General features: G+C 62.0%; 12 protein-coding genes and 1 other RNA gene. 4 read left to right on the forward strand and 9 right to left on the reverse strand.

Features of this window, described 5'->3' with window-relative positions; translation table 11 throughout:
- Positions 1–3: 3 nt before the first annotated feature.
- The 6 genes from AC5P99_RS08185 to ssrA form a co-directional block, all read right to left on the reverse strand.
- Complete coding sequence (locus tag AC5P99_RS08185) at positions 4–381, reverse strand: CHC2 zinc finger domain-containing protein (RefSeq protein WP_350463220.1); 378 nt, start codon at positions 379–381, stop codon at positions 4–6.
- A complete protein-coding gene (locus AC5P99_RS08190; protein WP_350463219.1) occupies positions 378–599 on the reverse strand; it encodes a helix-turn-helix transcriptional regulator in 222 nt (73 codons plus the stop codon). The genes AC5P99_RS08185 and AC5P99_RS08190 overlap by 4 nt, the downstream gene beginning before the upstream one ends.
- Before the next feature lie 89 nt (positions 600–688).
- Positions 689–1,102, reverse strand: a complete 414-nt coding sequence (locus AC5P99_RS08195; protein WP_350474635.1) for a hypothetical protein — start codon at positions 1,100–1,102, stop codon at positions 689–691.
- A 109-nt stretch (positions 1,103–1,211) separates the two neighbouring features.
- On the reverse strand, positions 1,212–6,137 hold the full coding sequence (locus AC5P99_RS08200) for a DEAD/DEAH box helicase (protein WP_495213026.1): 4,926 nt from the start codon (positions 6,135–6,137) through the stop codon (positions 1,212–1,214).
- 36 nt (positions 6,138–6,173) lie between these two features.
- Positions 6,174–7,409: a tyrosine-type recombinase/integrase gene (locus tag AC5P99_RS08205; protein ID WP_495213027.1), complete on the reverse strand. Its 1,236-nt coding sequence runs from the start codon at positions 7,407–7,409 to the stop codon at positions 6,174–6,176.
- 162 nt (positions 7,410–7,571) lie between these two features.
- Positions 7,572–7,925, reverse strand: a transfer-messenger RNA (tmRNA) gene (gene ssrA, locus AC5P99_RS08210).
- A gap of 219 nt (positions 7,926–8,144) precedes the next feature.
- On the opposite strand from ssrA, the gene AC5P99_RS08215 reads away from it, so the two are divergent.
- Positions 8,145–8,717 carry a hypothetical protein gene (locus AC5P99_RS08215; protein ID WP_005409230.1) on the forward strand — a complete coding sequence of 191 codons (573 nt, stop codon included), beginning with the start codon at positions 8,145–8,147 and terminating at the stop codon, positions 8,715–8,717.
- Between the two features lie 125 nt (positions 8,718–8,842).
- Here AC5P99_RS08215 and smpB read toward each other — a convergent pair whose 3' ends face one another.
- A complete protein-coding gene (gene smpB / locus AC5P99_RS08220) occupies positions 8,843–9,346 on the reverse strand; it encodes an SsrA-binding protein SmpB (RefSeq protein WP_005409231.1) in 504 nt (167 codons plus the stop codon).
- A 57-nt stretch (positions 9,347–9,403) separates the two neighbouring features.
- On the opposite strand from smpB, the gene AC5P99_RS08225 reads away from it, so the two are divergent.
- Together AC5P99_RS08225 and AC5P99_RS08230 are read left to right on the forward strand one after the other, a co-directional pair.
- Positions 9,404–9,829, forward strand: a complete 426-nt coding sequence (locus tag AC5P99_RS08225) for a type II toxin-antitoxin system RatA family toxin (protein WP_005409232.1) — start codon at positions 9,404–9,406, stop codon at positions 9,827–9,829.
- A 3-nt stretch (positions 9,830–9,832) separates the two neighbouring features.
- Positions 9,833–10,090, forward strand: a complete 258-nt coding sequence (locus AC5P99_RS08230) for an RnfH family protein (protein WP_005409233.1) — start codon at positions 9,833–9,835, stop codon at positions 10,088–10,090.
- Positions 10,091–10,126: 36 nt separating this feature from the next.
- On the opposite strand, the gene AC5P99_RS08235 is transcribed toward AC5P99_RS08230, so the two are convergent.
- Entirely contained in the window at positions 10,127–10,519 is a 393-nt protein-coding gene (locus tag AC5P99_RS08235; RefSeq protein WP_005409234.1) for an outer membrane protein assembly factor BamE, read from the reverse strand.
- 103 nt (positions 10,520–10,622) lie between these two features.
- Here AC5P99_RS08235 and fur point away from each other — a divergent pair, with 103 nt between their 5' ends.
- Positions 10,623–11,030 (forward strand): ferric iron uptake transcriptional regulator, encoded by a 408-nt coding sequence (gene fur, locus AC5P99_RS08240; protein ID WP_005409235.1) that lies wholly within the window; start codon positions 10,623–10,625, stop codon positions 11,028–11,030.
- A 63-nt stretch (positions 11,031–11,093) separates the two neighbouring features.
- Here the strand turns inward: fur and AC5P99_RS08245 are convergent, their stop codons facing one another.
- A complete protein-coding gene (locus tag AC5P99_RS08245) occupies positions 11,094–12,410 on the reverse strand; it encodes an SGNH/GDSL hydrolase family protein (protein ID WP_149500933.1) in 1,317 nt (438 codons plus the stop codon).
- Positions 12,411–12,470: the final 60 nt, after the last annotated feature.

The raw sequence follows: 12,470 nt of genomic DNA on the forward strand, positions 1-12,470 counted from the left end.
CACTCATGCTCGCAACCCCAGCAGCTCGCGCGCTGCAGCCTTGAACGGCAGACCGGTGTAGCGCATGTGGAAGCTAACCAAGTCACCCGAGTCGCAGCCGGCAAAGCACGTCCAGCCGCCATGGGACAGGTTTACACTCAATGAAGCATTGCGGTCTTCGTGGAAGGGGCAGTGTCCTTGCAACCATCCATCGTGTGGCGTCTTTCCTAACTTGGCGACACGCTTCCGGTAATAGCTTTTGGGATCGGGCAGCCGACTCCGCCAATCATCCGGCAGTCGCGCGCCATTTTGTGAAATCTTGCCGTAAACTTGCCGTGAACCCAGCCTGTCAGCGCGTGCATGGCCCCGGTTCCCGCCGGGGCCGCGTCGTTTCTGGATCAAACGGTCGCCTCCGCACCTGCCGCGTTTTCAATCAACGCGCGAATATCCTCAACGCGCCAAGCGGTGCAACGTGCACCCAGCTTGACAGGCTTCGGGTAGAGGCCAGTGCGGCACCCAGCCCACCAAGTGGACCGGGAAACCGGATACAGGCGTAGGACATCGGGAAGACGCAGATAGCCGGTGGTGGGTACGGAAATATACGTTGAGGCATTGATCATAGTATCGGCCCCCTTTGCAATGGGCTGGATGCCCTGGGCCGATGGATAAGTTATGCACTTCTTCCCTTGTCCACAAAAACCAATAAATTTTATCGGTTTCCTGGGTCTGTCTCTCCAATCATGGCAAAGGCTGCCGAACGATAGGGCCTTATAGCCTTCCCTATCGCAACGCTTGAAACACCATAACTATCGGCCATCCTCTCCAATGTTTCACCATGACTATGGCCCTCCCAGCGCTCCATGGCGTATTCCAACGCGGCGCTGCCGTGACAGAAAAGACGTGGATTCCCCTGCTTCCCCAACTTTCTTGTTGGCAACTCATCTGCCCAAGATCTAAGAATCGCAGCAATGCATCGCCGATCACTGGGAGAAAGATCCAATGGACTGTCATTCACCACCTTGTCTGCAATCGCTCTGGCACGCGCCTTTTGCTTTTTAGCGACTTCCTCGTATTTCTCGGGCGTCACGTCGAAATCGATCTTGAGTGCGCCTACGTCATCCATTCTTCCTTTCATAATTATTCCTTAAAAGAATCCAACTCCTCTCACGTCATGAAATATCATATTCCGTCACCATGGCATTGGAATGTGCGGTGAAGCGCCTGTGCTTTAGTCATCCCTCCGGATGGATATCCAACGCAGGAAGTGCATTGATGATCTTCTGAGTTTCCAAGCTGACGAAGACCACACGCTGGAACAGCTCCAACGGGTACTTGGGGTCATCCATTGTTTCGATGGCCCAGTCGTTGGCGTCATTGACGATGCCGCTGGCCTTGTCCACGCGCACGGCCTGACGTTCCATCACCCAATCCAGTGCGGCCTTGCCGTTGACCACGTAGTCCCACGCCGCCTCGGGAATACCGCTCATGGTGATCTTGTTGTTGTAGATCACGATGCTGCGGTCGTTGATCGACTTGCCGGTGTCCGGGTCTTTCTTCTTGGCGAACTTCATCTTTTCGACGCGGTAGTCGGCATCGGTCAATGGTCCCTTGGCTTCGATGGTCAGCGGGTACTTGTCCACTGTTTCGTAGTCCAGATGCAACGCGGCCAGATCGCGGCCCGCCTTGCTGAAATGCCAGAAGTCGGCAGCGGTGCACACACGCGGGATGCGCGGCAGCTCCTTGCTCAGGTTGTCGGCATAGCGTTCGCGATAGTCGGGCGAATGCAGGATGCCGTAGATGTAGTAGAAGAGGTCTTGCTTGCTGATCGCCTCACCCGGATAGGCGCTGGTGAAGTGCGCCAGGCCAGTATCGGTGATGGCGTCGCGGCGACGCGGGCCATCGTTAGGCTGACCGACGAACAGACTATCGCTGACGGACTGGGCGGTTTCGTCATACAAGTAGAGAGGAAAGTTCTGACCTTTTTCGATGCTGTCGAGGCATGGCAGCGTATTAGTGATAAGAACCGAATAGGAGCGTGCCCCAACACCCGATATGCCAATTGCCAAGTTTTCCGCTTGTGCGTTCGGAAAGATGCGCGGCATTTGCAGCACCATCTCGTTGAAATTTCGATTGAAATAAAGCCATTGTTTGGTAAAAGGGCGATACATGCTGGGAACAAGGCTTTCGGCTTGGAAGGCATAGGTGCGGCCCTTGACAACATCTTGCTTCAGTGCTCGTGTCCAACTGATGCGCGTCGGATCACTGTCGATGAAGCCATCCAAGCGGTCCTGCCGCGCCTTTGTGTCCATCCCCGGATGTGCCGCATCGAAACGTGCGACCTCGGCGTTGTAGAAGCCGATCATGTTCGACAAGTTGGCCGAGAGCTTGGTCTTGCTTTGGTTGTACACCCAAGCATCGCGATTTGTGGCCACGCCGAGTGAAAAGTTGTCGAACAACTTGGATGCATCGCCTTTCTTGTCCCCAAGGACAATGAACTTGCTGAAGCTATCGTCACGCTGTTTGAGCCAGTCGCCGTGCTCATCCGGGATAATGGCCTGCCAGCCCTCGGCAGGAATTCCGGCTACGCTGGCGTAGTCGGCAATCTTTTCCAGCTTTTCCTCGCGACTTAGGTAGTCGCCGATATCGTGTAAATGAATCCGGCCATACTGCGCGGCCTGCGGATTCTTGACCAGCAGAGAGATGGCAATTGGCGCGCGGCTGCCACTGCCAAAAATCTTACCGCCTTCCTTACGTGAGTTTTCGCCCCTGGTGCGCTGGTTGCCACGTAGATGGAATACGTGCAGGCTCGAAAACTCCTCGGCCAGGCACTCGCGCAGGCCATCGGCGGTATTGGCTTCAATGAAGCCGGCATTGGTGACAAACCCGATGACGCCGGCATTGCCAATCCGGTCACTGGCCCAGCGAATCGAGCGGACGTAGCTGTCGTACAGCCCCTTAGACAGCGCGGCATCAGAGCGTGCCGCATACGTTTCTTCGATTCGTCGGTCCAGCGCCGGATAACTGACGTTCTGGTTGTTATCGTTCTGGCTACCTTGTCCGATGGAATACGGCGGGTTCCCTACAATCACCCGGATGTCCAACTTCTTCTGCCGCTTGCGCCGCGCGCTGTTGTCCACCAGCAGTGCATCCACCAGATCGTCCTTCTCGTACATCTGGAAGGTATCAGTCAGCAGGATGCCCTCGAAGGGCACGTAATCGCCGCCGGCCAGCTCGTGGTAGGTGGCTTCGATATTGATGGCGGCAATGTAGTACGCCAGCAGCACTAGCTCGTTGGCGTGGATTTCATGTTTGTACTTGTGGGCCAGTTCCTCTGGCTTGATCAGGCCTGACTGCAGCAGGCGGGTGATAAAGGTGCCGGTGCCGGTGAATGGGTCCAGGATATGCACGCCCTTGCTGCCCAGCGTCTGGCCGAACTCTTTTTGCAGCAGGTGGTTGACGCTGTGCAGGATGAAATCCACCACCTCCACCGGGGTGTAGACGATGCCCAACCTCTCGGTCATTTTCGGGAAGGCGTTGCGGAAGAACTTGTCGTACAGCTCGACGATGATCTTCTGCTTGCCTTGGGAACTGTCGATGCCCTCGGCTCGCAGCTTCACGCTGTCGTAGAACGCCTGCAGGGTATCCGCCTCCTTGCCAAGATTCTGCTCGTGCAACACGTCCAGCACCGCCTGCATGGCCTTGGACATAGGGTTGTGGCTGGCGAAGCTGTAGTCGGCGAACAGCGCATCGAACACCGGTTTGGTGATGAGGTGCTGGGCCAGCATCTCGACGATGTCGGCATCGCTGACCTTATCGTTGAGATCGTCGCGCAACTCATGGGCAAAGGCATTGAAGGCTTCGCGTGCCCTGGGCTGACTGTCGTCTTCCAGCACGGCCTTGATGCGGTCAATATGAGTCTGGGCGATCTTGGCGATATCGTTGGCCCAGTCCTCCCAGTGGTGGCGGTTGCCGCATTTGTCCACCACTTTGGCGTACAGCGCGCGCTCGATCTGGCCCACCTCAAATTCGAAGCCGATCTGGTCCGGGGCCGGTCCATAACGTTCGGCTTTCTCGCCGATGGCGTACTGGCCTTTAGCCTTGCCGGCCTGTCTGGCGCTGTTGTCCACCAGCCGCGCGGTCTTGCGCTGCACTGTGTCGGCAATGGCCACCACTTCCATCTTGCTGTGGTCCGGGCCAACCAAGTCCAGTTTGTTGACCATCGCATCGAAGCGGTCGTCGTGGGAGCGCAGCGCCTGCAATACCTGCCAGACCACCGCGTAGGTCTTATTGTCGGCAAGTGCTTCGTGCGGTTCCACACCGGCCGGAATCACCACCGGCAGCACCACGTAGCCGCGTTGCTTGCCCGGTGCATTGCGCATCACCCGACCGACGGACTGCACCACGTCCACCTGCGAGTTGCGCGGGGTGAGGAAGAGCACCGCATCCAGTGCCGGAACGTCCACGCCTTCGGACAGGCAGCGCACGTTGGACAGGATGCGGCAGGTGTCCGGCGGGGTAGAGGCCTTGAGCCAATCCAGCCGTGCTTCCTTCTTGCCGGCATTCATGCCGCCGTCCACATGCTTGGCTTGGCAGGTCAGGCGCGCACCTTCTTCAATGTCTTCTGCATCCTGGTAGGCCTCGACCACGGCCTGGAACATGCCGGCGATTTCCCTGGAGCTGACCTTGTGGGTTTTGCCCCCCTTGCCCGGCTCGATGACCTGGCAGAACGCCACGGCCCGCTTCATCGGCTCGGGGGTGTCACTGCCATCTTCGTGAAGGCCCAGCTTGGCCAGTGCCTTCCAGCAGCCGACGATCTTGGCTGCGTCGTCCACCTTCAGGGTGTTGTTCTCGTCCTTCAGCAGTGCCTGCAGGCGGCGGTTGACGTGCGCTTCCTCCACGGCAAGCACGATCACCTTGTAGTCCACCAGTAGGCCGCGTTTGACCGCCTCGGAGAAGGTAATGACAAACAATTGCTTGCCGTACCAGTCTTCGTTGTCCATCGAGTACAGGGTGGCATTGTCGCGCTCGGCAATCGCTTTTGCTTCGTTACCGTAGATGCGCGGGGTTGCGGTCATATACAGGCGCTTGGCCGCGCGCAGGTAATGGGCGTCATGCACGCGCACAAAGGCGCTTTCATCATCCCCTTCGAAGGTGGCGCCGGTGGTGCGGTGAGCCTCGTCGCAGACGATCAGGTCGAAATCGGCCAGCCCGTGCGCCTGCTGGGCATCATGCAGCACTTCGATGGAGTGGTAGGTGCTGAACACCACCGTCATGTGTTCGCCGTCATGACGGGCCGCTACCCCTTGCGCCAACCGCTTGGCATCGGTGGTGGCGGGGTAGCGCAGCTCGTGTGCGAAGGTCTGGACGGCATCATCGTCCTTGCGGCCTTTTTTCTTGCCCACGTCGCTGTCCGAACACACCGCGAAGCTGTGCAGCGGGATGGCGCTTTCCTGCGTCCATTCGGTCAGGGTTTGCGATAGCAGGGACAGGCTGGGCACCAGGAACAGTACGCGTTTGCCCTTGCCGGCCATCGCTTCGGCGATTTTGAGGCTGGTGAAGGTCTTGCCGGTGCCACAGGCCATGATCAGCTTGCCGCGATCAGCTTCGGCCAGACCGACCATCGTGGCCTTGAGCGCATTTTCCTGATGGGAGCGCAACGCCTTCTTCTGCTTCAGCACCACGGGGGCGCTGGGCTGAAAGCGGCTCCAGTCAATCTGGCTGGCTTCCAGGTCGTGCAGGGTGATCTTGCTGACCGGCGGTTGCTGGTCCACCAGCGCATTTTCGGCGTTGTCGCTCCAGTGGTCGGTGGTGGCCACGATGATGCGGCGGGCGAACGGCTTGCGCCCGGACGCGGTGAAAAAGCTGTCGATGTCCTTCTTCTGCAGCTTGTAGTCCGGCGCGTAGAACTTGCACTGGATGGCGTGGATTTCGCCTGTGCCTGCCACTTCGGCCACCAGGTCGATGCCATCGTCCTTGCCGGTGAAGCCATTGGCCAAAGCCCACTGCGCCCACGGCCAGACATTGCTGTACAGGTCGCGGTAGCTGGCTTCATGGCGCAGGTAGGCCACGATCAGCTCTTCGAAGTAGGTTCCTTTTTCGCGCTCGGTCTGGGAAGACTGGCGCAGTGATTCCAGCAGTCCCTGCAGTGGCGTGGTCATCGTGTTCTTTCCCCGGTAGTGCTTGGTGGTGATTTTTCAGCCTGCGCGCGCTTTGAACGGCAGCACATTGGTATTGTCTCGCAGGGCATCGAGATAGTCTGCCCATGCCTGCATCATCTTTCGACGCTCAGCAAGATGGGCGGTGCGGTTGTAGGCCCGGCCATTCGGGTCGCGCACCGCGTGGGCCAATTGGTGTTCGATGTAATCGGGTCGAAAGCCCAAGCCTTCATCCAGTAACGTGCGCGCGCTGGCGCGGAAGCCGTGGGCGGTCATCGTGTTGCCGTCATAGCCCATGCGGCGCAGGGCCGCCGTCAGGGCGTTGTTACTCATCGGGCGGCGAGGGGAGCGGCCACCAGGGAATACATACTGGCCTCGGCCGGTCAGTGCATGCAGCTCGCCCAGGATCGCCACCGCTTGATCGCATAGCGGCACCAGGTGCGGCTGGCGCATCTTCATCTTCTCGGCCGGGATGTTCCATTCGGCCTTGTCCAGGTCGATTTCGGACCATTCGGCATGACGTAGCTCGCCGGGGCGCACGAACACCAGCGGTGCTAGCTTCAAAGCAGCGCGCGTGGTGGGGTCGCCGTTGTATCCGTCGATGGCCCGCAGCAGGCCGCCCAAGGCGGCCGGCTCGGTGATAGCGGCATGGTGACGCTCTTTAGGCGAGGCGAGGGCGCCGCGCAGGTCGGTGACCGGGTTGCGGTCGGCACGGCCGGTGGCGATGGCGTAGCGCATCACCTGGCCGCAGTTCTGCAGGATGCGGTGGGCGGACTCGATGGCCCCGCGCTCCTCGATGCGCCTAGCCATTTTGAGGAATTCAGGGGCGGTCAGTTCGGCGATGGGACGCATGCCAATCCACGGGAAGACATTGTTATCCATCCAGGCAAGTACCTTCACCCGGTAGCTGTCCACCCATGTCCGCTTGGCCAGCCACTCTCGGGCAACCACCTCGAAACTGTTGGATGCGCGCTCGACGCCGGCTGCCTTGCTCGCCTTGCGTGCCTCGCCAGGGTCGATGCCTGATTCCAGAAGCGTGCGTGAATCGCTGCGCAACTTACGCGCGTCTTCCAAGCCTATTTTGGGATAGCGGCCCAAGCTCAGGGTGTTGCGTTTGCCTGTAATGGGGCGCCGATAGTCCCAGCGCCACTGGCGCGCGCCGTCCGGTGTTACCAGTACGTAAAGGCCTTTACCGTCCCGTAGCTTGATTGCCACCGGGCCGGGCTTGGCTTTGCGGATAGCAGTGTCGGTCAGGGGTGTGATGACTTTAGGCATGGCGGTACGCGTCTTCGCGGAAGCTAACTTACCGCCATAAGTACCGCCATATGCCGCCGGATTTCAATACCCCTCCCCGTACCACGTTGGACACAAAAAAGGCCGGGACCTTTGATTTCTCTAGGGTTTCCGGCCTTTTCTGCACCGTCTTGGACGGTTGTTTGGTGGAGGTGGGCGGAATTGAACCGCCGTCCGAAGGCACTCCATCCCCAGCACTACATGCTTAGCTCACCGTTGGATCTCGTCCCCGAACAGCACGGCGTGCAAAGCGCATCCGGGAACCAGCCTGTTGTGTTCTAGTGCCGGACTGACAGGCAGCCACCCAGCGCGATTCCATGATAGTGACTCTACACCGCGAGCATGGACACAAGCGGTTTCGAGGCTTAGGCCTTAAGCGGCCAGAGCGTAGTTGTCGTCGTTGGCAACTAGAGTTTTGCAGCTGGATTTACGAGGAAAGCTACCCCCTCGGCATGCGCCAGGCGACTTCACAACCCCCGTCGAAACCAATGCACCCCCGGTTTCTACAGTGCTGCAAGGTACAGGGCCGATCCCGCGTTGCCACGGTCAGGGCCTGCCCAACGGTTGCAATGCTACGGCAAAACAGCTGAACAGTCACCTTTGCAATCCACAACACGTTGTAGAGCCACCGTCATAGCGGATTGGTAACGTCATTGGCACGAATTTGCGACACACTGGCGACGACCATCCGAGCCAGGACAGACACGGAGACTGTGGGTGACCGATGCAAGCCAACAACGCAGCCTGCGACAGCTGATCGGGCCGGTCGGTGCCGACTATCAGCGGCGCGCGTTGCCGCCCGGCTGGGTCTGGGCCGTGCTGGCGGTGCTGCTGGCGGCCACCTGGGTGACGGAGTTGCCGGCCACGGCCGCGGCGGCACTGGTCGCCAGCGCGGTGGTGGTGCACTGGTCGCAGCGCGGTCGCATCCATTGGCTCGGCTGGCGCCTACCGGGCCTGGCCGTACTGGCGGCCCTGCTGTGGGGGCCGGAAGTGCTGTCGCAGTGGTTCGAGCACGGGCTGGCCGTGGTCCTGATGTCGCTGGCCAGTCTCAGTATTGGCGTGCACGTGTGGCAGTCGCGGCAGTTGGCGCGCCAGCTGCAGGGCGCCGCCGATGCGCTGGATGATGCCCAGTTGCTGTCGTTGCTGCCCGATGATGCCGCGCAGCTGGCCCAGCAGTGGCGGGAAGGCGATGACCGCTACGCGCCGGAACTGGCGGTGGTGATGCACCTGGCGGTGATGCACGCGGCGCTGGCGCCGCGCATGCGCGGGCAGGGCATGCTGGCGGGGTGACCCGCCTTTTGTAGCGCCGAGCCATGCTCGACTGCTTTTCTTACCGAAGCCGAGCATGGCTCGGCTCTACAGAAAACCAAGGCAGCCGAGCATGGCCCGGCTTTACAGGGTGATGCGCAGCGGCCTTACGCGTCGCGGTTGCCGCGACGCATCACGCGCTGCTTCTCGATCGCCCAGTCGCGGTCCTTGGCGGCATCGCGCTTGTCGTGGGTCTGCTTGCCCTTGGCCAGCGCGACTTCGAGCTTGATCTTGTTCTTGCTCCAGTACATCGCGGTGGGCACGATGGTGTAGCCATCGCGCTCGACCTTGCCGACCAGCTTGTCGATCTCGCTCCGGTGCAGCAGCAGCTTGCGCTCGCGCCGGTCGTTGGCCACCACGTGGGTGGAGGCCTGGATCAACGGGGTGATCTGGGCGCCGATCAGGAAGATCTCGCCGTGCTTGACGTAGGCGTAGGCATCGATGATGTTGCCGCGGCCAGCGCGGATCGACTTCACCTCCCAGCCCTGCAGTGCCAGGCCGGCCTCGAAGCGTTCTTCGATGTGGTACTCGTGGCGGGCACGCTTGTTCAACGCGATGGTCTTGTTGGCCGTCGCGCTCTTTGCTTTATCCTTGCCGCTGTTCTTGCTCATTTCCGTATTGTCTCCGATTCGGGCCCGCCCGGTCGATTGCCGAAACGTCCTGTATTCATGCCTACTATCCGCCGCAGCGCCCTGGTCGAACATTCGTCCGCGCGCATGTTCGACCTGGTCAACGATGTCCAGGCCTATCCGCGCCGCTTCCGCTGGTGCTCGGCTGCCCAGATCCTGGAGCAGGGCGAGGACCGGCTGGTGGCGCGCCTGGACCTGGGCCTGGGTTCGTTCAGCACCTGGTTCCAGACCGAAAACACCCTGCAGCGCCCGCACAGCATCGACATGCAGCTGCGCGATGGCCCGTTCAAGCAGTTGCACGGCCGCTGGGAATTCCATGCGCTGGCCGAGGACGCCTGCAAGGTCACCCTGACCCTGGAATTCGAGCCCAGCTCGCGCCTGCTGGGGCCGGCCCTGGCGATCGGCTTCCAGGGTCTGGCCGATCGGATGGTCAATGATTTCGTCCGCGTCGCCGACGAGGCCTGAGCGATGATCGAGGTCGAGGTGGTGCTGGCCTGGCCGCAGCAGGTGCTGTCGCGCCGGCTGCAGCTGGACGAGGGCGCGACCGTGGCCGATGCCATTGCCGCCGCCGCGCTGGAAGGCAGTGACCGATGCCCGGCCGTGGCCGTGCATGGCGTACTGGCGCGCCCGCAGCAGGTGTTGCTGGAGGGTGACCGCATTGAGCTGCTACGCCCGTTGCTGGCCGACCCCAAGGACAACCGCCGGCGCCGCGCGCTCGGCGGTTGATGCCCGCAACCCGTCCGTGGGGACGGGCAGGGGGCCTCAGCGGCCCTTCTTCTTCTTGTCCTTCGGCAGGTTGCGGCCGAACTGGCGCACGGTCTGCTGGGCCAGTGCCTTGTCGTTGCCCGGGAAGTAATCGCCTTCCCAACGGGTCACGGTGTCATTCTCGAAGAACACCACGAAGTTCTTCACTTCAGTACGTCCCAGGCGGTTCACCCGCTGGCTGGAGGTGTAGTCCCAGCGCTGGGCGTGGAACGGATCGGGAATGGACGGGGTGCCCAGCAGCGCGGTGACCTGCTGCTTGCTCTGCCCGACCTGCAGCTTGGCCACGGCATCTTCCCGGATCAGGTTGCCCTGATAGATGGGTTGCTTGTAGATGATGCCGCACCCGGTGGTGGACAGGGCGACGGCGGCGACCAACAGGAGATTGCGCATCGGGACTGGCGGTTGGGGAAATCAAACCGATGATACACTCCCGGCGTGCCACCGCGACCCAATCCGAGGCAGCTGGCGCTAAATCGCCAATGAACGGAGACCTATGGAAACCCACGACCTGCGTAAAGTCGGCCTGAAGGTGACCCATCCGCGGATGCGGATCCTGGCGCTGCTCGAGCAGCGCAATGCCCAGCACCACATGACCGCCGAAGACATCTACCGCCAGCTGCTGGAGCATGGCGACGAGATCGGCCTGGCGACGGTGTACCGGGTGCTGACCCAGTTCGAGGCCGCCGGCCTCGTGCTCAAGCACAATTTCGAGGGCGGGCAGGCGGTCTACGAGCTTGACCGTGGCGGCCATCACGACCACATGGTCGACGTGGACAGCGGCAAGATCATCGAGTTCGAGAGCCATGAGATCGAGGAGCTGCAGCGCAAGATCGCAGCCGACCACGGCTACGAACTGGAAGAGCACTCGCTGGTGCTGTACGTGCGCAAGAAGCGCAAGTAAGCCGATCCGGCCAGCCAGATGCGACGAAACCCCGGGCCTGCCCGGGGTTTTTCGTTGCTGGGGTCAGGGCCTGTTCCCTTCAGGAAAGGGCTCTGAGCCCGGGCGCCCCGCGGAGTCGGATCCCTTTGCACGAGCAAAGGGCTCTGACCCCTTGCGACCCAGCAGGATCTTCAGATCCACCGCCTCGGCCATCGCCCGGTTCCCCGCATCACCCGGATGCAGGTGGTCGCCGGAGTCGTAGGCAGCGGCCATCCGTGACGGATCGGCCGGATCGCGCAGGGCCGCGTCCAGGTCGATCACCGCGTCGAACGGCCCGTCGGTGCGCAGCCAGGCATTGAGCTGGCGGCGCAGGGCGTCCTTGTCCGGGTGGTAGTAGTCGTCCAGCGGCGTGCCGGGCAGGGCGCCGGCGAACGGCATCAGGGTGGCGCCGAGGATGCGTAGACCCCGCCGATGGGCCTGTTCGGCCAGGGCGCGGTAGCCTGCCTGCAGCTCGGCAAGCGTGGGCCGCGCCTGCTTGCGCGCGAAGCCGGTGCCGGGCCAGCTGATGTCGTTGATGCCGATCAGCACGATCACGCTGGACACGCCAGGCTGATCCAGCACATCGCGTTGGAAGCGCGCCGGCGCGGATTCCCCCATGCCGTCGCGCAAGAGGCGGCCACCGGAGATGCCGGCATTGACCACGGCGATGCCCCGCGGTGCCAAACGCGCGGCCAGATGGTCGGTCCAGCGCTGGTCCTGGTCGAGGCTGGCGGTGGCGCCGTCGGTGATCGAATCGCCGATCACCACCACGCTGCGTGCGCTGGTCGGCGCCTCGACCTCGATGCCGGCCAGGAACAGGCGGGCCGTGGTGCTGCTGGCCCCGCTCAGTGCCTGGGCCTGGCTCTGGTCGCCAGGCGCAATCCAACTGGTCTGCCTGCCCTCCCAATGGAACGTCTGTACCGGCATCGGCCCCGGCACGAAGACACTGACCTGCAGCGCCTGCCGGTCAGCCGTGGCCAGTGGCAGCGGATCGCTCAGCCGTTCCTGCCCGGGGCCGATCAGTACCCCGGGCTGGCCTTCGAAACTGAGCGGCTGCGGGGTGTCCCCCGCCCGGGCGGCCACGCTCGCCGCCCCGATCCGCAGTGGTTGAGTGCCGTAGGCATTGCTCAGCCGCACTCGCAGCCGGGGCCCGCCCAGGCTGATACGTGCCGTCTGGCGGAAGGTCTGGTCCTGCAGAGCGGCTGGGACCAGGGTCGGAAACAGGAATTCCGCGCCCCAGACCGGTTGCGGGCTGGCCTGCCAGCTGGCGACCCAGTGTGGCGCAGGGGCGTCGCTGGCGGCGCTGGCGGCACTGGACAGGCCGATCAATGCGGTTGTGACGAACTGGCTGAAACGATTCATCGGGCAATCCCGGGTGGAGGGAAGGCCATGGTGATTCCGTACTCATCTGTGAACTAGACT

Source organism: Stenotrophomonas sp. YJH_SMC_80 (assembly GCF_059372495.1).